Origin of the sequence: Paraburkholderia phenoliruptrix, assembly GCF_902859825.1 — a bacterium.
GTDB lineage: Bacteria > Pseudomonadota > Gammaproteobacteria > Burkholderiales > Burkholderiaceae > Paraburkholderia > Paraburkholderia phenoliruptrix.
In genome coordinates this window covers 1-23532 of the sequence record NZ_CADIKB010000030.1, presented here as the reverse complement: position 1 = coordinate 23532, position 23532 = coordinate 1, and the positions used below count along the sequence as shown (strand labels likewise).

At 63.1% G+C, this 23532-nt stretch carries 18 protein-coding genes and 1 pseudogene; 6 read left to right on the top strand and 13 right to left on the bottom strand.

The annotated features are described in order from the left end of the window. Nucleotides 1-22 precede the first annotated feature (22 nt). The 5 genes from HV711_RS24150 to HV711_RS24130 all read right to left on the bottom strand — a co-directional run bounded on the left by HV711_RS24150 (nt 23) and on the right by HV711_RS24130 (nt 6714). Nucleotides 23-679, bottom strand: coding sequence for a sarcosine oxidase subunit gamma (locus HV711_RS24150; RefSeq protein WP_013592276.1), 657 nt, complete (start codon nt 677-679; stop codon nt 23-25). Beyond that, nucleotides 669-3671, bottom strand: a complete 3003-nt coding sequence (locus HV711_RS24145; RefSeq protein WP_035481005.1) for a sarcosine oxidase subunit alpha family protein — start codon at nt 3669-3671, stop codon at nt 669-671. The genes HV711_RS24150 and HV711_RS24145 overlap by 11 nt, the downstream gene beginning before the upstream one ends. Next, nucleotides 3668-3982: a sarcosine oxidase subunit delta gene (locus tag HV711_RS24140; protein ID WP_013592274.1), complete on the bottom strand. Its 315-nt coding sequence runs from the start codon at nt 3980-3982 to the stop codon at nt 3668-3670. Before HV711_RS24140 ends, HV711_RS24145 begins: the two co-directional genes overlap by 4 nt. A gap of 26 nt (nt 3983-4008) precedes the next feature. Then, nucleotides 4009-5253 carry a sarcosine oxidase subunit beta family protein gene (locus HV711_RS24135; protein ID WP_013592273.1) on the bottom strand — a complete coding sequence of 415 codons (1245 nt, stop codon included), beginning with the start codon at nt 5251-5253 and terminating at the stop codon, nt 4009-4011. 66 nt (nt 5254-5319) lie between these two features. Beyond that, nucleotides 5320-6714, bottom strand: a complete 1395-nt coding sequence (locus HV711_RS24130; protein ID WP_013592272.1) for an L-serine ammonia-lyase — start codon at nt 6712-6714, stop codon at nt 5320-5322. Between the two features lie 303 nt (nt 6715-7017). Between HV711_RS24130 and HV711_RS24125 the strand changes: the two genes are divergently transcribed. Next, the gene (locus HV711_RS24125; RefSeq protein ID WP_013592271.1) at nt 7018-8100 is read left to right on the top strand and encodes a GlxA family transcriptional regulator; all 1083 of its coding nucleotides are present in this window, start codon (nt 7018-7020) and stop codon (nt 8098-8100) included. Between the two features lie 135 nt (nt 8101-8235). Here the strand turns inward: HV711_RS24125 and HV711_RS24120 are convergent, their stop codons facing one another. The 5 genes from HV711_RS24120 to HV711_RS24100 all read right to left on the bottom strand — a co-directional run bounded on the left by HV711_RS24120 (nt 8236) and on the right by HV711_RS24100 (nt 13220). Further along, the gene (locus HV711_RS24120; protein ID WP_035481002.1) at nt 8236-9180 is read right to left on the bottom strand and encodes a choline ABC transporter substrate-binding protein; all 945 of its coding nucleotides are present in this window, start codon (nt 9178-9180) and stop codon (nt 8236-8238) included. Between the two features lie 46 nt (nt 9181-9226). Beyond that, nucleotides 9227-10225 (bottom strand): GlxA family transcriptional regulator, encoded by a 999-nt coding sequence (locus HV711_RS24115; protein ID WP_013592269.1) that lies wholly within the window; start codon nt 10223-10225, stop codon nt 9227-9229. A 7-nt stretch (nt 10226-10232) separates the two neighbouring features. Continuing rightward, on the bottom strand, nt 10233-11135 hold the full coding sequence (gene choW, locus HV711_RS24110) for a choline ABC transporter permease subunit (protein ID WP_013592268.1): 903 nt from the start codon (nt 11133-11135) through the stop codon (nt 10233-10235). Continuing rightward, nucleotides 11128-12309, bottom strand: a complete 1182-nt coding sequence (locus tag HV711_RS24105; RefSeq protein WP_013592267.1) for a quaternary amine ABC transporter ATP-binding protein — start codon at nt 12307-12309, stop codon at nt 11128-11130. Before HV711_RS24105 ends, choW begins: the two co-directional genes overlap by 8 nt. A gap of 593 nt (nt 12310-12902) precedes the next feature. Further along, a complete protein-coding gene (locus HV711_RS24100) occupies nt 12903-13220 on the bottom strand; it encodes a DUF4148 domain-containing protein (protein ID WP_013592266.1) in 318 nt (105 codons plus the stop codon). Nucleotides 13221-13583: 363 nt separating this feature from the next. Between HV711_RS24100 and HV711_RS24095 the strand changes: the two genes are divergently transcribed. Further along, entirely contained in the window at nt 13584-13952 is a 369-nt protein-coding gene (locus HV711_RS24095; protein ID WP_028360060.1) for a BON domain-containing protein, read from the top strand. 152 nt (nt 13953-14104) lie between these two features. Here the strand turns inward: HV711_RS24095 and HV711_RS24090 are convergent, their stop codons facing one another. After that, nucleotides 14105-15121 (bottom strand): SDR family oxidoreductase, encoded by a 1017-nt coding sequence (locus HV711_RS24090; RefSeq protein WP_035481000.1) that lies wholly within the window; start codon nt 15119-15121, stop codon nt 14105-14107. A gap of 305 nt (nt 15122-15426) precedes the next feature. On the opposite strand from HV711_RS24090, the gene HV711_RS24085 reads away from it, so the two are divergent. Beyond that, the gene (locus HV711_RS24085; RefSeq protein ID WP_035480998.1) at nt 15427-16116 is read left to right on the top strand and encodes an HAD family hydrolase; all 690 of its coding nucleotides are present in this window, start codon (nt 15427-15429) and stop codon (nt 16114-16116) included. A 6-nt stretch (nt 16117-16122) separates the two neighbouring features. On the opposite strand, the gene HV711_RS24080 is transcribed toward HV711_RS24085, so the two are convergent. Further along, the gene (locus tag HV711_RS24080) at nt 16123-16515 is read right to left on the bottom strand and encodes a carboxymuconolactone decarboxylase family protein (protein WP_035480996.1); all 393 of its coding nucleotides are present in this window, start codon (nt 16513-16515) and stop codon (nt 16123-16125) included. 116 nt (nt 16516-16631) lie between these two features. After that, complete coding sequence (locus HV711_RS24075; RefSeq protein WP_035480994.1) at nt 16632-18188, bottom strand: NADH-quinone oxidoreductase subunit M; 1557 nt, start codon at nt 18186-18188, stop codon at nt 16632-16634. 648 nt (nt 18189-18836) lie between these two features. Here HV711_RS24075 and HV711_RS24070 point away from each other — a divergent pair. The 3 genes and pseudogenes from HV711_RS24070 to HV711_RS24060 all read left to right on the top strand — a co-directional run bounded on the left by HV711_RS24070 (nt 18837) and on the right by HV711_RS24060 (nt 23355). Beyond that, nucleotides 18837-19592, top strand: coding sequence for an ABC transporter ATP-binding protein (locus tag HV711_RS24070; RefSeq protein WP_035480991.1), 756 nt, complete (start codon nt 18837-18839; stop codon nt 19590-19592). Then, the gene (locus HV711_RS24065; RefSeq protein ID WP_035480989.1) at nt 19579-22152 is read left to right on the top strand and encodes an FtsX-like permease family protein; all 2574 of its coding nucleotides are present in this window, start codon (nt 19579-19581) and stop codon (nt 22150-22152) included. The genes HV711_RS24070 and HV711_RS24065 overlap by 14 nt, the downstream gene beginning before the upstream one ends. Beyond that, a pseudogene (locus HV711_RS24060) lies at nt 22152-23355 on the top strand (lipocalin-like domain-containing protein). Before HV711_RS24065 ends, HV711_RS24060 begins: the two are co-directional and overlap by 1 nt. Nucleotides 23356-23532 lie beyond the last annotated feature (177 nt).

Genomic DNA, 23532 nt, shown 5'->3' with positions numbered 1-23532 from the left:
CAGGGGAACACCGCTCGCTGTCTCACGACATCAGCGGCTCGGCTGCATCGAGCATGATCTTCACGAAGTAGTCCGCGAAGCTGCGGCGCACGACGATGTCGAAACTGTCGGCGCCCGTGGGCACGAGCGTGATGGATGCCTTGAAATAGTGGCTCTGCGCGCACTGTCCTTCGCCGAACAGCTTCGGATGAAGGTCGAGCGGGCAGCCGCGCGACAGCACTTCACGCGTGCGCGAGCCGCTGATTTCGAGCACCGTATAGCCGCTGCCGATATCCACTGCCGACGCGAAAACCCCTGCAAATGCAGCGCCGAGTGCGGCTTGCAACGGCGCCGTGCGAGCCGCATCGTGCGCCGTTGCCGAGCGCACGAGCCACTCGTCGGGACCGAGCCACAGCATGTCGTAGCCGTTGCCGCGCGCGACGGTGTTGGGCTTTTCCGGTGGCTTGCAGCCGAGAACCTGCTGCACTGCCTGCACGAACGCGGCGTCGCGCGTGTCGCCGCGCACATTGACGAGTTCGAGGAACGGCCGCTCGCCCAACCTGAACGCGGAGGTTGCCGCTGCCTGATGCTTCTTCAGCAGCGCATCCGCACCGACGAGCGGCGATTCCTGCCATACGCCGGTTTGCTTGCCGACGGCGCGATCCACGACCGAGGCCGCCGCTTTGGTTTCATTCCACATGTTGACGCGCTCCTTCGCTGTCGTAGAACACCGAGCTGGTGATCTTCGCTGCTATCTGTTTGCCGCTGGAAAGCGGGATCGTGACCGTTTCGCCGATCTTGTCGAGTCCGCCCTTCACGACCGCCATCGCGATGGAGCGCTTCAGGATCGGGCTGAAGTAGCTCGACGTGACGTGGCCGAGCATCGGCGCGGTGTCGCCCTGGAACGGACCCGCAACGATTTGCGAGCCTTCCGGTATCACGAAGGTCGGGTCGTCCGCGAGCAGTCCGACCAGTTGCTTGCGACCTGCCTTTGCGGTGTCCGAGCGCGTGAGCGAACGCTTGCCGAGAAAGTCTTTCGACTTCGCGACGAGCCCGCCCATGCCGAGGTCGTAAGGCGTCATGGAACCGTCGGTATCCTGGCCGACGATGATATAGCCCTTCTCCGCCCGCAACACGTGCATCGTTTCCGTGCCGTAGGGCGTGATGTCGTATTCCGCGCCCGCGGCCATCAACGCTTCCCACACCGCGCGTCCGACGTTCGCCGGCACGTTCACTTCATAGGCGAGTTCGCCCGAGAAGCTGATACGCATCACACGCGAGGCCGCACCCGCCACCGTGCCTTCCCGGTAGCTCATAAACGGAAACGCCGCGTTTGCGAAGTCGATGTCATGACAGACTTTCTGCAGCACCTTGCGGCTGTTCGGGCCGACCACGGCGAACGTCGCCCAGTGGTCCGTGACCGATGCGAGACGCACCCGCATGTCCGGCCACTCCGTCTGCAGCCAGCGCTCGAGCCACGTCAGCACGCGCGCCGCGCCGCCGGTGGTGGTCGTCATCATGTAGTGCTGTTCGCCGAGGCGCACCGTCACGCCGTCGTCGAAGATCATGCCGTTTTCGTCGAGCATCAGGCCGTAGCGGCACTTGCCCACTTCGAGCTTGCTCCACGGATTCGTATAGACCCAGTTCAGCAGCTTCGCCGAATCGGGTCCCTGAATGTCGATCTTGCCGAGTGTCGACGCGTCCAGAATGCCGACACTCGTACGCACTGCGAGCGATTCGCGCGCGACGGCCGCATGCAGGTCTTCGCCTTTCTTCGGGAAGTACCACGGACGCTTCCAGTTACCGACGTCCTCGAATTCCGCGCCGTTTTCCACGTGCCATTCGTGCACCGCGGTCTTGCGCACCGGATCGAGAAACTCGCCAAGCTCGCGTCCTGCGAACGTGCCGAAGGTCACAGGCGTGTAGTTCGGGCGGAACGTCGTCGTGCCGGTCTCGGGAATCGTCTTGCCGAGCGCCTGCGCGAGAATCGCCATGCCGTTGATGTTGCCGAGCTTGCCCTGATCGGTGCCAAAGCCCATCGCGGTATAACGCTTCACGTGTTCCACCGACTCGAAACCTTCGCGCGCGGCAAGGAAAATGTCCGCGGCAGAGACGTCGTTCTGGAAGTCCACGAACTGCTTCGGCCCGCGCGTGGCGAGTTCGCGTCCGCCGACGAGCCACAGCGGCTGCATCTTCGCTTCGCTGATCTCGGCCACCTGCACCGCATTCGGCCGCTTGACGATGTAACCCGCGGCATGCGCCGCTTCGACGCCTGCATCGACCGCGAAGCGGATGCCCTGCCCCAGCGTGAAATCGCCGTTGCAGGCGCCCACGCTCGTCTCTGCCTGCATGGCCTTGCCCGGCACGAAACAGGCCTTCTGATCATGCCAGTGCGCCTTGCCGCCCGATTGCGCGAACAGATGCAGCACGGGGCTCCAGCCGCCGGACATCGCGACGAGGTCGCAGGTCAATTCGCTTTGCTTGGCGCCCACCTGACCATTCGCATACGACGCCACATCCACGGATGCCACGCGCAATTTACCGTGCGCCGCGGTGATGACCGCCCCGCTGATCACCTTGACGCCATAGCGGCGTGCGAGCGCGGGCAGCGTGCCCTTCGATTCGCCCGCGCGCGGGTCGATCACCGTCACTTGCGCGCCAGCCGCCTTCAGGTCGAGCGCACATTGGTAACCGTCGTCGTTATTCGTGAAGACGACAGCGTCGCGTCCCGGAAGCACCGCATAGCGATGCAGATACGTCGACACGGCCGACGCGAGCATCACGCCGGGCAGATCGTTGTTGCCGAAGACGATCGGCCGTTCATGCGCACCGGTCGCGAGAATTACGCGCTTGGCGCGGATTTTCCACATCAGTTCGCGCGTGCCCTTGCGTTGCGACACAGGCAGATGGTCGGTGAGACGCTGCGTCACCGTAACGAGGTTGTGATCCTGATAGCCGAACGCGGTACTGCGCGACAGGATCTTCACGTCGGGCATTTGCCGCAGTTCGTCTTCGATCTTGTGTACCCATTGCAAAGCCGGCTTACCGTCGATCTCCGCGCGGCACGACAGCAGCGAGCCGCCCAGTTCGGGCTGATCGTCGACGAGCGTGACGCGCGCGCCGGAGAGCGCCGCCGCATGCGCGGCCGCGAGACCCGTCGGTCCGCCGCCGACCACCAGCACGTCGCAATGCGCGAAGCACTTGTCGTAGCGATCGGCGTCGAGTTGTTCGGGCGCCTTGCCGAGGCCCGCCGCGTCGCGGATGACTTCCTCGTATTTCGGCCAGAACTTGCGCGGCCACATGAACGTCTTGTAGTAGAAGCCCGCGGGAATGAAGCGCGCAATCTTCTGATTGACCGCCATGCGATCCTTCTCGATGCTCGGCTTCGCATTCACGCTGTTCGCCACGAGCCCCTGATACAGCTCGACTTCGGTGGCGCGCGCGTTCGGCACGGTATACGCGCCGGTTTCGAGCTGCACGACGGCATTCGGCTCTTCCACGCCTGCGGTCACGATGCCGCGCGGCCGGTGATATTTCCAGCTGCGCGCAACGAAACGCAGCCCGTTCGCGAGCAGCGCGGAGGCGAGCGTGTCGCCCTGATAGCCCTGATACTGGCGGCCGTTGAATGTGAACGTGAGCGGCAATGCGCGGTTGATGCGCCCGCCATTCGGGAGTCGGTCTTTCTGGCTCATTGCGTCTTGCCCTCTTGTGCCTTGCCCTCGTTGCTATCCATCTTGAGCAGCGGACGATCGAACGTCTCGTAGCCCTGGATCTCGTAGCTCACCGTGTCGCGCTGCGCCTTGAACCAGCGGCGGCAACCTTGCGTATGCATCCATTGCTCACGATGCACGCCGCGCGGATTCTTGCGCATGAACAGGTAGTCGCCCCATTCCTTGTCGGTGAGTTTTTCGGAGTCGAGCGGGCGCATGATGTCCGCTTCGCCGCCGCAGGAAAATTCGGTTTCGGCGCGTGGCCCGCACCAGGGGCATTCGATCAGCAGCATGATTAGGTCTCTCTGGCTCTAGTGCGTTAGTGGGCGACGGCGGCAGCGCCGTGTTCGTCGATGAGATGGCCCGTATAAAAGCGGTCCAGCGAGAACGGCGCATTCAGTTCGTGCGGCTCGTCCTTGGCGATGGTGTACGCGTAGGCCCAACCCGAACCCGGCGTCGCCTTGAAACCGCCCGTGCCCCAGCCGCAATTGAAGTAAAGGCCCTTCACGTCGGTCTTGCTGATGATCGGGCAGGCGTCCGGCGACACGTCCACAATGCCGCCCCACTGACGGTTCATGCGCACGCGCGAGAACACCGGGAACATTTCGACAATGGCTTCGAGCGTGCCTTCGATAATCTGGAAGCTGCCGCGCTGACCGAAACCCGTGTACTGGTCGACGCCCGCGCCGATCACCAGATCGCCCTTGTCGGACTGGCTGATATACGCATGCACCGCGTTCGACATCACGACGGTATTGACCACCGGCTTGATCGGCTCCGACACGAGTGCCTGCAGCGGGTGGCTTTCCAGCGGCAGGCGCACGCCGGCCATATCGGCGAGCGTGGACGTATTGCCCGCCGCGACGATGGCGACCTTCTTCGCCTTGATGAAACCCTTCGTCGTATCGACGCCCGTCACCTGGCTGCCGTTGCGGCGGATGCCCGTTACCTGGCAGTTCTGCACAATATCGACGCCGGCCTGGTCCGCGCCGCGCGCGAAGCCCCACGCCACCGCGTCGTGACGCGCGACGCCGCCGCGCCGCTGGATCGATGCACCGAGCACCGGATAGCGGCTGTTCAGATTGATGGTCGGCTCGAGTTCCTTGATCTGCGCCGGCGTGAGGAACTCCGCATCGACGCCGTTGAGCCGGTTCGCATTCACACGGCGCTCCGTGTCGCGCACGTCCTGCAGCGTGTGCGCGAGATTCATCACGCCGCGCTGGCTGAACATCACGTTGTAGTTCAGGTCCTGCGAGAGGCCTTCCCACAACTTCATGGCCTTTTCATAGAGCGCAGCCGATTCGTCCCACAGATAATTCGAGCGCACGATGGTCGTATTGCGCGCCGTATTGCCGCCGCCGATCCAGCCCTTCTCGAGCACGGCGACATTGCGCACGCCGTGTTCCTTCGCGAGGTAATAGGCCGTGGCGAGACCGTGCCCGCCGCCGCCCACGATCACCACGTCGTACTCGCGTTTGGGCTCGGGACTCTTCCACTGTCGCTCCCAGTTCTCGTGATACGACATCCCGTTGCGCAACAGGCTGAATATCGAATAGCGGCTCATCATTGATCCTTGTGGGTACTGTCGGTGCTTGCTGCCAGGTGCTTCATGAAATATGCAAAACGGGGTTCAACATTCGATGACGTTCACGGCGAGTCCGCCGCGCGACGTTTCCTTGTATTTCGTCTTCATGTCCGCGCCGGTTTCGCGCATCGTCTTGATGACGTTATCGAGCGACACGTAGTGCTGGCCGTCGCCCTTCATCGCCATACGCGCTGCGTTGATCGCCTTGATCGCGCCCATTGCATTGCGTTCGATGCAGGGAATCTGCACGAGTCCGCCAACGGGATCGCAGGTCATGCCCAGGTTGTGCTCCATGCCGATTTCCGCGGCGTTTTCAACCTGCGTGGGCGTGCCGCCCATGACGGCCGCGAGCGCTGCGGCAGCCATCGAGCACGCCACGCCGACTTCGCCCTGGCAGCCCACTTCGGCGCCTGAAATCGAGGCGGTTTCTTTATAGATGATGCCGATCGCCGCCGCCGTCAGCAGGAAATTGACAATGCCTTCGTCGTTCGACGCGTGCATGAACTTCACGTAGTAGTGCAGTACGGCGGGAATCACGCCGGCCGCGCCGTTGGTGGGTGCCGTGACGACGCGGCCGCCTGCGGCGTTTTCCTCGTTGACCGCCATCGCGTAGAGATTGACCCAGTCGAGCATGGAAAGCGGATCGCGCAGCGACTCTTCCGAGCGCGAACGCAACTGCGCAGAGAGGTCGGCGGCGCGGCGCTTCACATGCATCGGGCCGGGCAGTTCGCCGCGGACCTTGCAGCCGCGTTCGACGCAAGCCGCCATCGTGCGCCAGATGGCAAGCAGTCCTTCTCGCACTTCGCTTTCGGACCGCGCGGCGCATTCGTTTTTCAGCGTGACCTGTGCGATGGACAGGCCGCTCTCCCGGCACACGCGCATCAGATCGTCGCCGGTGCGAAACGGGTACGGCACTTCGGCGCCAGCGCGCACGCCGTTCACGCGGTCGCCCTCGCGATTCACCACGAAGCCGCCGCCAATCGAGTAATACTCTTTTTCGACGAGCAGTTGCCCGTTTTCGTCGAAAGCCTGAAAACGCATGCCGTTCGGATGCACGATGCTCGAGCCCGGCGCGCCCGGCATCAGCTTGCGGAAGAAGCCGAGGTGCTCGCGCTCGTCGAATTTGACCGTGTGCTTACCGAGGAGCGCAAGCTGCTTCGTCTCGCGAATCGCGGCGAGGCGCGGCTCGATCACGTCGGGGTCGATCAGTTCGGGCAGATTGCCTTCGAGTCCGAGCAGCACGGCCTTGTCGGTGCCGTGGCCCTTGCCGGTCGCGCCCAGCGAGCCGAACAGTTCGACCTTCACGCGGCGCACGAAGGCGAGCAGATTGGCATCTTCGATATGCGACGCAAAACGGCAAGCAGCGATCATCGGCCCGACCGTGTGCGAGCTTGAAGGACCGATACCGATCTTGAAGAGATCGAAGACGCTGACGTTCATGGCGTGCCTTGTGCGTTGCAATACCTAGGGTGGCGGGATTTACCTTGAAACAGGCCCTATTGCACCGCACGTCAAATTGAATCGATAGAATAAAAACGGCATGGCAGTGGGATAGTGGCGCCAGACGCCGGGCCCGCCAAGCGCGGCGGCGCATTTGCGAAAGCTTCTGACGTATTTTCGACAGGCACTGCGTTGGCGGCGGCAGTTCCGGTTGCCGGGCCGGGCCGCGGGCATTACGATGCATGCCGCGCCGGGCCCCGGTGCTATGCTTGGCTTAACCCTTTCTCGCTCCGGCTGCATTGCATGAACTCCGCTGAATCGCTTCCCCTTCAATCCATCGACGGTGCGCCCAAGCAGCGCATCCGCTTCGGCATCATTCTTCTGCCGAACTTCACGCTGACGGCGTTCTCGGGTTTCGTCGACCTGCTGCGTCTGTCCGCGGACGAAGGCGATTTCAGCAAACCGGTGCGCTGCTCATGGAGCGTCATAGGGGAAACCCTTGCTCCGGTGCGCGCGAGCTGCGGCATTCAGATCACGCCTTGGGAGACCTTCGACACCGCCGAGCCGTTCGATTACGTGGTCGTAGTGGGCGGGTTGCTGCATTCGGGACCGGCTGCGAGCGACGCGACGCTCGCGTTTATCCGGCGCGCTGCCGCGACGGATGCGACACTCGTCGGCATGTGCACGGGCGTCTTTTCGCTCATGCGCGCGGGCGTGCTGGACGGTTATCGCATCTGCGTGAGCTGGTTTCACTACTGGGATTTCATCGAGCGTTTTCCGGCGGTGAATGAAGAGTCGCTGGTAGCCGACCGGCTCTTCGTGATCGACCGGCGGCGCATTACGTGTTCCGGCGGCAGGGCGTCGATCGACGTGGCCGCGGCCATCCTGCTGCGCCACTTCGAAACCGCGACCGTGCAGAAAGCGCTGCGCATTCTGCTCGTCGACGACATGCAGAAAGGCAACGCGCCGCAGCCGCATCCGCCAGGGCTCGCGCCCGCCACGCATCCCAAGGTCAAGCGCGCCATCCTGCTGATGGAACAGCACGTGGGCCGCTCCCTCTCGCTCGAGGAACTGGCGCGCAAGCTCGATCTATCGCCGCGTCAGCTGGAGCGGCTTTTCAAGGCTGAAACCGGCAAGGCGCCGCAGGCTTACGCGAAGCAGGTGCGCTTGCGCACCGCAGCGTGGTTGCTGACGAGCTCGGACAAGACCGTGGCCGATATTGCGTCGAGCTGCGGCTTTTCCGATGCGTCGCATCTGGGCCGCGAATTTCGCAAACAATTCGGCCTGCCGCCGATGATGTACCGCGAGCAACGCGGCACCGCAGCTGAAGCGGAATCCGGTGCGGATTATGACGAGACGTTTCCGGGGCGGGCTCAGGCGATTTGATGCCCTGATCCAAGGGCTTTAATTGTGGCCTTTGATCTGAGCCCTTTATTCATGGGTCGAATCTGCAGTTGACCCGTGAATTGCATTCCGCTGCAGGAGCTTCGCGCCGCATCGCGCGGCGCGAAAACTCATCCATCACTTTCCTGCCACATACGCCTTCACAGCCGGCAAACCATCCTTGCCGTCGAACGTCTTGACACCCGCGAGCCACTGGTCGAGTACCGCGGGGTTCGCCTTCAGCCACTCGCGCGCGGCCTTGTTCGGATCGACCTTGTTCATGATCGGCAGCATCACGTGGTTCTCGATATCCGTCGTGAAGTGCAGATTCGACACCAGTTTCGCGACGTTCGGGCAGCGCGTCGAATAATCGGTCGGCGTGACAGTCATCACTTTTGCTTCGCCGTAGTTCGGACCGAAGACGTCGTCGCCGCCGGACAGGTAGTCAATCTTCATCTGCACGTTCATCGGATGCGGCTCCCAGCCGAGGAACACGATCGGCTTCTTGTCGCGGATCGCGCGGTTCACCTCGACCAGCATGCCGGCCTCGCTCGACTCCACGAGCTTGAACTTGCCCAGTCCATACTGGTTCGTGTCGATCATCTTCTTGATGAGCGCATTGCCGTCGTTACCCGGCTCGATGCCATAGATCTTGCCGCCAAGCTTGTCGTAGTTCTTCGCGATGTCGGCAAACGACTTGATGCCTGCCTGGTACGCGTAATCGGGCACCGCCAGCGTGTATTTCGCGCCCGTCAGGTTCGGTGTCGGCAGCACATTCACCTGGCCCGCCTTTTTGAACGGGTCGATCATCGGGTCCATGGTCGGCGACCAGTAGCCGAGGAACACGTCGATCTGCTTGCTCTTCACACCGGCGAAGGTGATCGGCACCGATGCAATTGTCTTGGTCGGCTTGTAGCCAAGTCCCTCGAGCACCGTCGACGCAAGCCCGGTCGTGGCTGCAATGTCTGACCAGCCGACGTCGGCAAAGCGGACGTCGCGGCAGGCCGCGGGTTCGGCGGCTACAACGGAAGTGACGGACGACACAGACAGCGCGCACAACGACGCAGCCCACAAACGTTTCATGGCGGTTCCTCAGGGTCTCAGGGTGGTTGATTCGTGACAGGTTGTGTTATGCCGACAGCCGCCGCTCGACGCTCGGCGCATGACCGAACTGTGCGCGATATGCCTTGCTGAAATGGCACGGCGAATGAAATCCGCAGACCGCCGTGACGCGTGCAATCGAGGCATCGGTGTTGCGCAGCAGTTCACGTGCGCGCCGCAGACGCAGCGTCAGGTAATAGTGCGTCGGCGACACGCTCAGGAACATCTTGAACATGCGCTGCAAATGCCGCTGAGAGAGATGCACGAGCCGCGCGAGTTCGTCGAGCGAGAGCGGCTCTTCGATGTTCGCCTCCATCAGCCGCACGACTTCGATCAGCTCGGCGCGTGTGAAGCCGACGCGCGCATCGACGGGAATGTGCTGGTAGTCCGTCGAACCGCGAATCCTCTCCACGATGAACTGCTCGGACACCTGCGCCGCCACCGCATGGCCGAGACGCATGCCGACCAGGTTGAGCATCAGATCGAGCGGCGCGGTGCCGCCCGTGCAGGTCATGCGATCGCGGTCGATCACAAAGAGTTCGTCGGCGAAACGCACATGCGGATAGCTCTTGTGCAGCGGCGACATGTCTTCCCAATGCACCGTGCAGCGATAGCCGTCGAGCAGGCCTGCAGCGAGAAGCGCGTAGGGTCCGGTGCAGATGCCGCCAAGCGGTATGCCCTGAGCCGCGACTTCGCGCAGCAGTGCGATCACCGTGTCGTCCACGTAATCGCGCACATGCCAGCCGGCGCAGACGATCAGCACGTCCGGCATGCCGGCTTGCGCGAGCGTCACGGTGGGCTTCACCGTGATGCCGTTGCTCGCTCGCGCCGGCTCGCCGTCGGGCGTGATCACGGACCACGTGTAGTGCTCCGCGCGGCCCACGTAGTTGGCCATGCGCAGCACCTCGACCGCGCTCGTGAACGCGATCATCGAAAAGTTCGGCAACGTCAGGAAGCCGACGTGCGCGAGCCGTGAAAGCGGCGAATCGGATGGCGCCTCGAGCTGGGTGATCGCGTCGCGCTTCATGGGCGGCTCAGCTGTGCTGCGCCGCCGGCGCGCGGCGCACCTTCATGAGATTGCGCAACCCCGAGAACAGCGGCGCACGTGCCATGCCCGGCGAGCGGCCAAAACTCTCGGTGATGCGGTCCAGAATGATCGCGAGCATCACCACCGACAATCCGCTCTCGAAGCCGAGCCCGATGTCGAGGCGCTGAATGCTGGCGAGCACGTCGTTGCCGAGACCGCCTGCGCCCACCATCGACGCGATGATCACCATCGACAAGGCCATCATGATGGTCTGGTTGACACCGGTCATGATCGACGGCAGTGCATTCGGAAACTGCACCTTGTACAGCAGTTGCCACGGCGTGCAGCCGAACGCCTGCCCTGCTTCGACAATTTCGCGGTTCACATGCTTGATACCGAGCGAAGTGAGACGCACCGCAGGCGGCATCGCGAAGATCACGGTGGACAGAATGCCGGGCACGCGGCCAAGACCGAACAGCATGGCGGCCGGAATCAGATAGACGAATGCAGGCATGGTCTGCATCAGATCGAGCACCGGGCGCACCATCATTTCGACGGTGCGGCTCTTCGCGGTCCAGATACCGAGCGGCACGCCGAGCACGAGGCTGATGAAGGTGGACGAGAGCGTGAGGCCGAGCGTGATCACCATCTGATCCCAGAAGCCTGTGCCGTAGATGAGCAACATGGCGAGCAAGGTGAAAAGCGCGAACCGCCAACCCACCCGCCACAAGCCGATGCCGACGAAAAATGCCATCAGCGCCCACATCGGCACCGCTTGCAGACTGTGCTCGACGACCGCCGCGAAACTCTCGATCATCTTGCCGATGGAATCGAAAGTCTTTGCGTCGTGGTCCAGGAGATAGTGGACGCCGTGATCGACCCAGGCGCCAAGTGGAATGATTTCAGACATGGGAACCTCGATGGCGCGTGAGAACGTGCAGCACGTTCGTCTTGTTGACCGAACCACAGTAGGAGCCGTCCGCTTCGACGACCGGCAAGGGAGCGCGGCTCGCGACCACGCGTTGGACCACATCGTCGAGCGGCGTGGTGCGTCGGATGCACTCGACGTAATTCAGTTTCGGCGACGCATTGCCCGCTTCGTCGCGGCACACGAAACCGCGAAACTTGCGCTCGCCGTCGAGCACGAACGCGTATTCGGCGCTGCCGTTCAGCGTCGCCGCCACGCTCGAGGCATCGATCTGCGGCGAGTGCGAATGCATGAGCGGCACGGCATCGGTCTGCATCAGATCGCCCGCCGTCAGATAGCGGCTCGTGTCGATGCCTTCGAAGAACGCGCGGACGTAATCGTCGGCGGGGTTGGTGATGATCTCCTGCGGGGTGCCGATCTGCACCACCTTGCCGCCTTCCATGATCGCGATACGTGTACCGATGCGCATGGCCTCTTCGAGATCGTGCGACACGAACAGGATGGTGCGCTGCTGCTCGCGTTGCAGATCCAGCAACACGTTCTGCATTTCCTTGCGCTTGAGCGGATCGAGCGCGGAGAACGCTTCGTCCATGATCATGAGCGAGGGGTTGACCGCCAGCGCCCGCGCGAGGCCCACGCGCTGCTGCATGCCGCCCGACAGCTGCGCGGGAAGCTTTTGCGCGAAGGGCGCGAGGCCGACCTGCTCGAGCACGGTCATCGCGCGCGCCTCGCGCTCCTTGCGGCCCACGCCCGCTACCTCGAGCCCGAAGGCCGCGTTGGACAGCACCGTGCGTTGCGGCATCAGCGCGAAGGACTGGAACACCATGCTCATGTCCTTGCGGCGCAGCGCCGTCAATTCGGAGCGCGGCACGCTGGCCACGTCGCGCCCGTCGATCAGCACCTTGCCTGCCGACGGTTCCACCAGCCGGTTGATGAGGCGAATCAGTGTCGACTTGCCCGAGCCGGAGAGGCCCATCAGCACGAAGATCTCGCCTTCCTTGACTTCGAAGGAAACGTTGTGAACGCCGACGATCTGGCCGGTGCGCGCGAATACCTCTTCTTTCGTAGCGCCTCCTGCGAGCATGCCGAGCGCCTGTTTCGGGTTAGTGCCGAACACCTTGCACAGCCCTTCAACCACGACCTTGGGGGAATTCATTGAAATGCTCTCCTTTGTCGACCCGAGTTAGTGCGAAGCGCTTACTCCGGTCCCATGCAAAGCTGTCGACCTGAGTTCACGCAAAGCACCTGCTCCGATCTTATGCAAAGCTGCGTGGCGGACGCCGTCCGCGCTGTGCATACATAGTTGCCAGAAAAAAGTACGCCTAGCCGACTATTTGCGACAACCACATGTGGAAATACGACACCCATGTCGCACGCGCACTGTTGTGTCCCGCTCGGATCCTTGCTGGGCAAGGGTTTCGGCGATATGGCGTGGGGCTTCCGGCGATGTCGTTCCAAGGCAAATGAAGGGTTTCACGCCGCAAAAGGGGCGTGAGAAGACGAGGCTGGCATTCCGCGCTGCAACAACGCACCGGCAAGTCGGCTGCCCGGTTGCCGCGACCGTCATCTGTCCGATTGCGCACGGTATGCAAAGCCGCGTGGTTATTGGGCTCCGCCACAAGCCGGACAAAACGGCGGCGCCATCCACCGCGCGTGAACGGATCGTAGCGGCGCTTTGTATCCGGTGATTGGTTTGCGCCGTGCAGCACGATTCTCGCGCGGCACGGCTCCGACGATTAGGGGTTAATCCTACTGGCTCGCGCCCGTGCCGATGCCGGCCTTCTTCTGCGCCTTTTGAAGGTCGTTCGGATAGTTAGGGTCGTTGCGCGAGGGCTGGTAGCCGGCATCTTCGAGCTTCTTTAACTCCGCGTTCTTTTTCGCCCGAGCCTGCTTGCGTGCCGCTTTGCGTTCGGCTTTGGTCGGCTTGGCCGTGCCCGTCGCGCCGGGTTGAGCAGTTTGCGCGTCAGTGTCGGTCGTGGTTTGTGCGGCGGCAAGCGGCACGCCTCCCGCTAGCAGCGTCGATGCTGCAAGGCCGAGCATGATCTGTTTGATGGCAATGCGCTTCATGGCTGACTCCTCTTAAGTTGGCAATCGCATTCAGGTTGTTTGCAACGCATCGTTCACTGCAGCGGATACCGCGCGATGCCACGCACGGCTCGCGCTCAGAGCTTAATGCGAAACCGCGAATCGCGTACTGCTGCCCGCCCGCAAAGACCGTTTATGCAGACCGATTGACGCTCATGCACGGCGACCCGGCCGGTGCAATTAGCAAGCCTGAACGGATCGGCTTGCGCTCAAGCGGATGAGTGCTTGCGAGAGCCAGTTTTTCCAGCATGAGTGCGCGTGCTGGACTATTGTTTAAGCGCGCCGGGCAGGCGTGAGGTTTCTTGCATGCAACGAACGACATTAACTTTTCAAGGATGGAGAAACGTGAAAACAGTCAATCTTTTGAAGGCGCTCGGCATTGCATTGTGTCTCGCGACGGTGTCGAGTGCGTATGCGCAATCGAGCGACGCGACGGACTCCGGCACGACCGCGTCCACGACTTCGCGCACAAAAACGGTGAAAAAAGCGGACCGCAAGCTCGGTCTCGACGTGCGTAAAGCGCTCTCGAAGACTCAAGGCTTCGACGTGTCGAACGTATATGTTCGGGCTCGCGGCGGCGCAGTCACGTTGACAGGAACAGTGCCTGACGCCGCACAGATTCCCCTGGCCGAGGACGCGGCGAAGAGCGTAGCCGGCGTGAAATCGGTGTCCAACAAGCTGACCGTGGCAACGCCCAACGGCGGAGGAGGCTAAGCAGTTCGCCAGGTTAGCGGACCTGCTGCCGGATTGCATCGGACCACGAAGGGTTGCGCCCTCGCTGCATCAGCGGTGTGTCAGCACTGCTTTTGTGCATGCGCGGCGCGCCCTTTTTCCCGCTATATGAACCGCAGAACGCGGCACGCCGCTCACACGCGCCCCGCATGCGATGACTTCACATAACGCGCGAGCATCCACACCGCCGCGGCGCCGGCAGCGAGCAACGCAGTCTGCCGCGGATGCATCGACGCCTGCGTGTAGAGACTGGACTCCAGCACCCGGCGCTTTTGCCCCGAACGCTCGCGCAATGCGCCATCGGCGCCAGGATTGCCGGCGGGCGTGCGCGGCGGCTCATTCGTGCGTTGCGAAGATATGCCGAAGCGGCTCATCACGCGGTCATACAGACTCGGCGCCCGACGCGCGAACGTCACCATGGCTGCCGATGCACCGCCCACATAGAGATCGCGAACCGGCGTGCTCGCCGCATGCAGGATGGCCTTCGCGACAATGTCCGGTGCATAGACCGGCGGCGGCAGCTTGGGCTGCACGTCGAGATGATTGCGCGCGTGCTCGACGAACTGTGTATGAATGCCCGACGGTTTGATCAGCGTGACCGAGACCGGCGCACGCTCTTCGATCAATTCCATGCGCAACGCGTCGGTGTAACCCTTCACGGCATGCTTCGACGCGACGTAAGCGGCCTGCAACGGCAAGGCGATATCGGACAGCTCGCTGCCGAGATTGATGAGCGCACCGCCCTGCTGCTTGAGATGCGCAAGCGCAATCATCGACCCTTGCACGACACCCCAGAAGTTCGTCTCGAACAACGCCTTCTGCTCGTCGATGGGCACATCCGCGCAACGTCCGAAGATCGACGCGCCCGCGTTGTTGACCCACGTGTCGAATCCGCCAAAACGTGCGATGGCCTGATCCGCCGCTGCCTGCAGCTGCGCGGCATTGCCCACGTCGGCGACGGCATATTCGACGAGCGCGCCCTGGTCCCGCAGCTGCGTGGCGAGTGTTTCGAGCGCCTCCTCGTCGCGCGCAATCAGCATCAGGCGCGCGCCTCTGCTCGCGGCAAGGCGTGCGGTCGCAAGACCAATGCCGCTCGTTGCACCGGTAATGACGACGACCTGCTGGGCGATCGGTTTGAGCTTCACTGTCATGGCAAAGTCCTCGATAGGTGACGGGTCGCGGCGCGCCAGCCTCAAGGCCGCGCGCTCTGGTAAATACGTTCGCCTGAAGCAGCATTCGTCGTGCCGCACGGCGTGTGCGAGCTATCCGCCGCCGGGGCGCCGCCGCAGCAGCGTCAGAAACGGTTACGCGATTGCATTGCCAGTCGGCAGCGGACGTAATATGCGTGCCCTTAATTCCTGATCGCCGAATGCGTCGATGGGCGCAGCTTGCCGGGACTGCCGCGGTCCCTTGAGGTATCCTTGCCGGTTCCGCGACTCTTTCCGTACCCTGCCCGATGGCCGATTTTCCCTTCGACGCCGTGCTCTTCGACTGCGACGGCGTACTCGTCGACTCAGAACCGATTACCAACCGCGTGCTCACCGAGATGCTCGGCGAGCTGGGCTGGCAATTGAGCGTTGAGGAAACCATGCGGATTTTCGTCGGCAAGGCGGTGAGAGACGAAGCACCGTTGATCAAAGCACGCACGGGCGTTGCGATCACGACGGACTGGTTGATGCAATTCCGCGAGCGCCGCAATGCAGCGCTCGACAAAGAATTGACCGCCATTCCGGGTGCCGTTACCGCGGTACGCTCGCTTCACGACGGCTTGAATGGGCGCATTGCTGTCGCGTCCGGCGCGGACCGCATCAAGGTCGAACTGCAATTGAACAAGGCAGGCATTCTGGAGTGCTTCGAAGGGCGCATCTTTAGCGGCCACGAAATGCCGCGCAGCAAGCCGTTTCCGGATGTGTATCTGGCGGCGGCAGCGGCGCTGAACGTCGAGCCGGCGCGCTGCGCCGTCGTGGAAGACACGGTGACGGGCGCGAAGGCCGGGGTCGCCGCGGGCGCGACGGTGTTCGGCTATTGTCCGAATGAACTGGGGCACAGCAGCGCCGACGCATTGCGTGCGGTCGGCGTGGTTCAGGTGTTCAGGGACATGGAGGACCTGCCCCGTGTGTTGTCCGCCTGGCGGCGCGCGGCTTGAGGCCGGCTATTCGAACGCTGCGTCGATCGGGACCCGATAGCCTACCGCGAGGCGGTTGGTTTCGTTAGCCATGCCAACTATCGCAAGCAGCTCGCCGAACATGTCGTCGGTCATGCCTGCACGGCGAGCGGCGGCCGTGTGGCTCGCGACGCAATAGCCGCAGTTGTTCGTCACACTCACGGCAACGTACAACAACTCGTTCACCAGCGGATCGAGTGCGCCCGGCACCATGACTTCCTTCAGGCTGTCCCACGTGCGGGCGAGAGTCGGCGGATGCTGCGCGATGTACTTCCAGAAGTTGTTGACGTCGTCGACCTGGCGCGTCTCCTTGATGTCGTCGTAGACTGCTTTCACTTCCTGCGACGCTGCAGCGTACTCGACAGGCTTTTGCTGACTCATAGGCTCTCCTTTGCGTGACTGCTTGAAAAGCGCGCTTCGCGCGGCGTTGGGCATGCGCGGCCATTATGCTCGCGCTTTCACCGGGCGCGAAGCAGCATCACGTTGGCAGACCGCCCTCACCCCGGCGTGTGCGCAGTCGCAGCTGCCGCCGCGGGCGCCGCCGCTTGCAGATGCTGACTGCCCTCGACGGGCGCCGACTCCGCAGGACGGGTGGAACGCTCCGATTGCGCGAGCAGCGTCCCCACGGACGGATCGATCGCATCGGTAAAAGGCTTGGGATCGACTCCGATTGCGAGCACGAGCAACGCCATCGCGCCCAGCAGCACGAGCTCGCGCTTGCCCAGGTCCTTCAACGCGGCGACTCGCGCATTCGCAATCGCGCCGAAAACCACGCGCTTATACATCCACAACGTATAGGCTGCGCTCAGAATCAGCGTCGAGGCCGCTATCGCGCCGATCCAGAAGTTGAAGCGGATCGTGCCCATCAACACCATGAACTCGCCGACAAAACCGGAGGTGCCGGGCAAACCGATATTGGCCATCGAGAACAACATCACGAATGCGGCGAAACGCGGCATGGTGTTCGCCACGCCACCGTATCCGTCAATAGCTGCAGTTCTCGTGCGATCGTAGAGCATGCCCGTGCACAACAGCATGGCGCCCGACACCACACCATACGACAGCATCTGCACAACCGCCCCGGCCTGGCCGATACGGTTGAACACGAAAAGCCCCAGCGTGACGAGCCCCATGTGCGCCACCGTCGAGTAGGCAAGCAGGCGGCGCATGTCGGTCTGCACGAGCGCGAGCAGGCTCGCGTAGACGACGGCGACAAGCGAGAGCGTGATCATCATCGGTGCGAAAAAGTGGCTTGCCTGCGGCGCGATCGGCAATGCGAAGCGCAGCAGACCGTAGCCGCCGAGCTTCAGCATGCCGATCATCACTGCCGCACCGGTGGGTCCGTCGAGGTGTACGTCGGGCAACCACGTATGCAGCGGCCACATCGGCACTTTCACGCCAAATGCCGCGAGAAAGCCGAGAAAGATCAAAACTTGTGGCATCGTGCCGAGTCGCGTTTCGCGCCACAACGCAAGGTCGAAGCTATGCGTCTGGCTGTAGAGATACAGCATCGACATCAGCATCATCAGCGAGCCGAGAAACGATACGAAGAAGAACTTCACCGCGGCGTAGGAACGGTTGGATTGCCCCCATGTGCCTATCAGCAGGTAAAGCGGAATCAACGTGGCCTCGAACGAGACGAAGAACATCATGCCGTCGAGCGAAGTGAAGACGCCTTGCATGAAACCCGACAACATTAGAAACGCGCCAAAGTACTGCGCGGTTCGCTCGGTGATCGACTCCCACGAAGCGATCACGATGATGATCGTCGTCAGCGCGGTCAGTGCGACGAGCCAGAGCGAAATGCCGTCGACGCCCACGTGCCACGCAATGTCGAACGTCGGCGACCACCTGATGTTTTCGACGAACTGCATCGACGTCACGTCGTTGCGGAAATTCGCCACGAGCGGAATGACCGGCACGAAGCCCGCGACCGCGCCGATCAAGGCGAGCCATCGCGTCCGACCGCGTGAGGCGTCCGAGCCGGCGCGCAATACCACGAGGCCGGCGACGATTGGAATCCAGATGAGAAGACTGAGGAGAGGCAATTGCATAGGCGCTGTCGGGAGCTTGAGGTACAAAACGCCGCTCCAACGCTTTCCATTTAGAAAGCATTGAAACGAATATGTAGGCTTTAAATGGAGCGGGAATGTGAACACGCGATTGCCGGAGTTCACGTTTACCCGCAGTCGAACGGCAAGGGTGGGAGATTACCAAGATAAGAATAATTTTGCATCGCAGCATTGCGCGGAACGGCTGGTCAATGCGCTCTGGCGAACTCTGCCCCTTGCGGAATGAGTAAAAATGTGCATCCGCACAATGAGCGAATTGCCCGCAGCGGCACCGTGCAATTGCAGCAAAAAGCCGTCTTTTGCGGACGGTTCGGGAGAAGATCTGTCTGGGTTTGTCCCGCATTGGCATGCGCGGCATACGGCTGGGTCGCGGATACAGCTTTGTGGGATCTTGTTGCGCGGCCGCTGTCGCCCTTTTCTGAACCGGTCAGAAATATTTTTGCCGGCGGCCAAGAGTCCATTCACGGTCCCGCTCGCAGCAACCGCGCGCCGGGAGCGGCCGCCCGCGCGGCGGCGCGGTGCCCCGACGCACCTTACAGAAGCCGAATATACTCAGCGCTCAACGGGCCGAAAGCTGCGCGCTTCAGAGAAGTGAAACGCGGTCCTTCGGCCACATCTTGCGGACCATGCATGCCGTTTCTTGACGAAGGTGTCGTTCCCGCGCTCGAGTGCCGGGGACTCAACAAGGCATACGGCGCCGGCCGCATCGTGCTGGCGGATCTCGACTTTGCGCTCGCGCCCGGAGAATTCGTGGCGATCATGGGCGACTCCGGCGTCGGCAAATCGACGCTGCTCAACCTGATTGCCGGTCTCGACCGGGCGGACAGCGGAGAAGTGATGATTGGCGGCGCTGCGGTCTCGCGTCTGGACGACAATGCGGCAACGCGTTTGCGCCGGCACAAGCTCGGCTTCGTGTTTCAGGCCTTTCACGTGCTGCCTCATCTGACGCTTGCGCAGAATGTCGCGTTGCCTTTGCTCCTCAATGAATTGCCGGTTGCCGCCGCGCGCGAGATGCTCGCGTCCGTGGGACTCGAAGGCCGCGGCGACGATTTCCCGCGCCAACTGTCGGGCGGCGAACTGCAACGCGTTGCCATCGCGCGAGCCCTCGTGCATCGCCCCGCCTTGATTCTCGCCGACGAGCCGACGGGCAATCTGGACCCCGATACCGCGCATGGCGTGCTCACGCTGTTTCGCGCCCAAAGCAAGGCGACCGGTGCGGCCACGATGATGGTCACCCACTCCGAGGCCGCTGCGGCCGTTGCCGACCGCGTGCTCATTCTCAGCGGAGGCGGCTTGCATCCTGCGCCCGCATTGAAAACGCCGGTGTTTTCACGCGCGCGAGACGGCATGCAGCCACCCACCCGATCAACCGATGACGCCCGCTGACCGGCGCCGCCCAGCGCGCACGCACGGGCATGCGACGCTTACGCGCTGGCTGCTTGGCGCCGAATGGCGCAGTCAACGCGGCCGCGCACTCGTTGCGCTTGCAACGATCGCGCTAGGCGTGGCGCTCGGCTATGCGGTGCAACTGATCAACAGCGCGGCCTTCAACGAATTTTCCGCCGCCGCGCGCAGCCTCTCCGGCCAGGCGGATCTGCAAGTACGCGGCGCTCGAGCTTTCGTCGAGGAGTCGGTTTACCCGCGCCTCGCCACAACCGCGGGCGTCGCGCTCGCGAGTCCGGTTCTCGCGCTGGACGTCAGCGTGCCTGACCATAACGCCACTTTGCCGGTGCTCGGCATCGACGTATTCCGGGCGAGCCGCATTGCGCCGGACCTGACCGGCGTGCCGTCGCCCGAGCGGCCTTTCGATGCGCTCGCGTCCGACACGATTTTTCTTTCCACCGCCGCACGGCAATGGCTAGGCGTCAAAGCGGGCGATAAGATCACGCTGCGCAACGGCACGTCTGTCGTGCAGTTGCGCGTGGCCGGCGGCATCGCGAGAACGCGCCCGGGTCAACGACTCGGGATCATGGATATCGCCGCCGTTCAATGGAAGTTCGGCATGGCAGGCAAGCTTTCGCGCGTGGACCTGCAACTCCAACGCGGCGTCGACCGTGAGCGCTTCAGGCGCGATTTGCAGAATCAACTGGGCGATCAATGGGTGATCGCCGAAGCGCGTGATGTCGACAGCCGCACTGACAGGCTCTCGCGTGCCTATCGAATCAATATGGACGTGCTTGCGCTGGTGGCGCTTTTCACCGGCGCGTTCCTCGTATTTTCGACGCAGGCGCTGAGCGTGGTGCGGCGCCGCGCGCAATTCGCGATGCTGCGCGTGCTGGGACTCACACGCGGCCGGCTGTTGCGACAGATTCTGCTGGAGGGCGCGCTGCTCGGCTTACTCGGTTCGCTTGGCGGTCTCGCGTTGGGTTACGCGCTCGCAGCAGGCGCCTTGCACTTCTTCGGCAGCGATCTTGGCGGTGGCTATTTTCCCGGCGTGCAACCTCAAGTCCACTTTGAGCCGCTCGCAAGCGCCGTGTTTCTGGCGCTCGGCGTCGCGGTGGCTGTGCTCGGCAGCCTCGCGCCAGCACTCGAAGCGGCACACGCGCGACCGGCGGCAGCGCTCAAGGCGGGCGCCGAAGAAGGCGCGCTCGCGCGGCTCGCAACGCCGTGGCCTGCGTTGCTATGCCTTGTGAGCGGCGCAGTCCTGACGCAAGCACCGCCATTGTTCGACGCGCCCATTGCCGGTTACGCCGCCGTTGCACTGCTGCTGATCGGCGGAATTGCACTGATGCCGCGCATCACCGCAGCCGTATTCGGTGTTGCAAGCCGTGCCCGTGCAGCGCGAGTGCGCAGCGGCGCGGTGGCTACGCTCGCGCTCGCGCGTCTCGCGAATGCCCCGGGTCACGCGTCGATTGCAATGGGCGGCGTGCTGTCGAGTTTCGCGCTGATCGTGGCGATGGCGATCATGGTGGCGAGCTTCCGTGTATCCGTCGAGGACTGGCTGGTTCATCTGCTATCGGCCGATGTGTATGTGCGCGTCGCGCAAAACGGCGACACCGGCGGCCTGAGCCTCGATCAGCAGCACCGGCTTGCCGCCGTGCCGGGCATTGCAAAGGCGGCATTCGCGCGCATCTCGCGTATCACGCTCGACCCGGCGCGCCCCGACATCGCGCTACTTGCCCGCGAGATCGAGGCGGCCGATCCTGGTGCGAATCTGCAAATGACCGGGCCATTGCTGCCCCCTCGGGAATTGCATGACGGCGAGGTGGCTGTTTGGGTGTCCGAAGCAATGGTCGATCTATACGGCTATACGCTCGGACAGCGGGTGCGACTGCCGCTTGGCGTACGCGGGCAAGTGTTCGTCGTCGCCGGCGTATGGCGTGACTATGTGCGGCAAAGCGGTGCGATCCAGATGCGGCTCGCCGACTATCGCCGCCTCACCGCCGACATGAGCGCGACCGATGTCGCTGTGAGCGTCGCCCGAGACGTGAGCGTGGAACGCGTGATTGCGGGGCTCCGTGCACTGCCCTTCAACGCGGCACTGGAGATTTCGCAGCCAGGCGACATTCGCGCGCGCACGCTCGTGATCTTCGACCGGAGCTTCGCGGTGACTTATCTCCTGGAAGCGGTCGCGATTGTGATCGGCTTATTCGGCGTGGCGGCGACATTTTCCGCGCAGACGCTTGCACGGGCTCGCGAGTTCGGGATGCTGCGGCACGTCGGTGTGACGCGCTCGCAAATCCTCGCGATACTCGCATTCGAGGGCGGCATGCTCACGGCGTGCGGCATCGCGGTGGGCTTCGTCCTCGGGTTCGCAATTAGTCTGATTCTTGTATTTGTGGTCAATCCTCAGTCGTTTCATTGGACCATGTCGCTGCACGTTCCGTGGGCTATTCTTGGCACTGTTGCGGCGGTGATGCTGGCGTCGTCCTGCACGACGGCCGTGGTCGCCGGGCGTGGCGCCGTTTCCGTCGATGCTGTGCGCGCGGTCAAGGAGGACTGGTGATGCGAGCGGGGTTGCGCTTGTCGACATGTGTTCTCGTGCCAATGCGACGCGTGGCGGTTCGCATTGCCGTCGTCATTGCGCGGTTTCGCCGCGTATGTCTGCGGATTTCTGCTGGGCTGTTGGCTACTGCGCTTGCCATCTCACCTGCGGCGGGTACACCGCCGGATTTTTCTGCGGTGACGAAAGACCATCCGATTGTGTTGCCGCTGGATACGGGCGCTCACGCCCGCTTTCGCACCGAATGGTGGTACGCGACTGGCTGGCTCGCGACGCCGGACGGTCTGCCGCTCGGTTTCCAGATCACGTTTTTTCGCTCTGCAACGGGCCACGATGCCGCGGATCCAAGTGCTTTCGCTCCTTCGCAATTGATCATTGCGCATGCCGCGCTGAGCGATCCTGCAATCGGTCATCTCATACACGATCAGCGGATTAGCCGGGAGGGGTTCGGACTTGCCTACGCGAAGCCGGCTAACACCGATGTGAAACTGGACGCATGGAAAATGGTCCGTGCCGCCGATGGCCGCTACGACGTCACCGTCGATGCCGGCGATTTTGCCTTGCATCTCACGCTCGCGCCCACGCAAGCGCCGTTGATTCACGGCGAGCGCGGCTACTCCCGCAAAGGCCCTCGGCCGGAACAGGCGAGCTACTACTACAGCGAGCCGCAACTACGCGTATCCGGTAGCGTGGTACGGCCTGCTGAGGGAAGCGGAACATCACCACGCGTCACTGCGGTGACGGGCAGTGCGTGGCTGGATCATGAATGGTCGAGTACCTTGCTCGACGCGGACGCGGTGGGATGGGACTGGCTGGGCGCTAATCTGTTCGACGGTTCGGCTTTAATGGCCTTCAAGGTGCGTAGCCGCGACGGCCGTGCAATGTGGGCGCACGCAGCATTGCGGGATCCTAACGGACGCGTCACCGCCTTCGGGCCGAGTGACGTCGAGTTCACACCGCGGCGCACGTGGCGCTCACCGCGCACGAACACCGCGTATCCGGTCGCGATGACGGTCAGGGCCGGCCCGCTGACCTGGAAGCTCGATCCGCTGATGGACGATCAGGAGCTCGACTCGCGTCAGTCGACGGGGGGCGGTGTACTGGGAAGGCGCGGCACGGGTGAGCCGCGCGGGCGCCGACGTCGGGCGCGCGTATCTGGAACTGACGGGGTATGCGGGGGCGCTGCGTACTGGCGGTAAGCGGTGAGCAGGATGAGCGATGCGGCGATCGGGCGTGCGGCGCCTGGCGCGTCGGGCGCGTGCCGTTTCCGAGACGCTGTTCCCGCGGGCCGTAAACGCAGAAACCCCACCTTTGCGGGGTGGGGTATCTGACGGTGGTGGGGAGCCTGACGATTACCTACTTTCACACGGGTAATCCGCACTA

Bases quoted from the DNA above. Each gene is read 5' to 3' on its own strand.
- HV711_RS24070 (WP_035480991.1), top strand. From the start codon at position 18,837: ATGCCGTTTCTTGACGAAGGTGTCGTTCCCGCGCTCGAGTGCCGGGGA.
- HV711_RS24150 (WP_013592276.1), bottom strand. From the start codon at position 679: ATGTGGAATGAAACCAAAGCGGCGGCCTCGGTCGTGGATCGCGCCGTC.
- HV711_RS24080 (WP_035480996.1), bottom strand. From the start codon at position 16,515: ATGAGTCAGCAAAAGCCTGTCGAGTACGCTGCAGCGTCGCAGGAAGTG.
- HV711_RS24135 (WP_013592273.1), bottom strand. From the start codon at position 5,253: ATGAGCCGCTATTCGATATTCAGCCTGTTGCGCAACGGGATGTCGTAT.
- HV711_RS24145 (WP_035481005.1), bottom strand. From the start codon at position 3,671: ATGAGCCAGAAAGACCGACTCCCGAATGGCGGGCGCATCAACCGCGCA.
- HV711_RS24105 (WP_013592267.1), bottom strand. From the start codon at position 12,309: ATGAATTCCCCCAAGGTCGTGGTTGAAGGGCTGTGCAAGGTGTTCGGC.
- HV711_RS24075 (WP_035480994.1), bottom strand. From the start codon at position 18,188: ATGCAATTGCCTCTCCTCAGTCTTCTCATCTGGATTCCAATCGTCGCC.
- HV711_RS24085 (WP_035480998.1), top strand. From the start codon at position 15,427: ATGGCCGATTTTCCCTTCGACGCCGTGCTCTTCGACTGCGACGGCGTA.
- HV711_RS24115 (WP_013592269.1), bottom strand. From the start codon at position 10,225: ATGAAGCGCGACGCGATCACCCAGCTCGAGGCGCCATCCGATTCGCCG.
- HV711_RS24120 (WP_035481002.1), bottom strand. From the start codon at position 9,180: ATGAAACGTTTGTGGGCTGCGTCGTTGTGCGCGCTGTCTGTGTCGTCC.
- HV711_RS24130 (WP_013592272.1), bottom strand. From the start codon at position 6,714: ATGAACGTCAGCGTCTTCGATCTCTTCAAGATCGGTATCGGTCCTTCA.
- choW (WP_013592268.1), bottom strand. From the start codon at position 11,135: ATGTCTGAAATCATTCCACTTGGCGCCTGGGTCGATCACGGCGTCCAC.
- HV711_RS24100 (WP_013592266.1), bottom strand. From the start codon at position 13,220: ATGAAGCGCATTGCCATCAAACAGATCATGCTCGGCCTTGCAGCATCG.
- HV711_RS24140 (WP_013592274.1), bottom strand. From the start codon at position 3,982: ATGCTGCTGATCGAATGCCCCTGGTGCGGGCCACGCGCCGAAACCGAA.
- HV711_RS24125 (WP_013592271.1), top strand. From the start codon at position 7,018: ATGAACTCCGCTGAATCGCTTCCCCTTCAATCCATCGACGGTGCGCCC.
- HV711_RS24090 (WP_035481000.1), bottom strand. From the start codon at position 15,121: ATGACAGTGAAGCTCAAACCGATCGCCCAGCAGGTCGTCGTCATTACC.
- HV711_RS24065 (WP_035480989.1), top strand. From the start codon at position 19,579: ATGACGCCCGCTGACCGGCGCCGCCCAGCGCGCACGCACGGGCATGCG.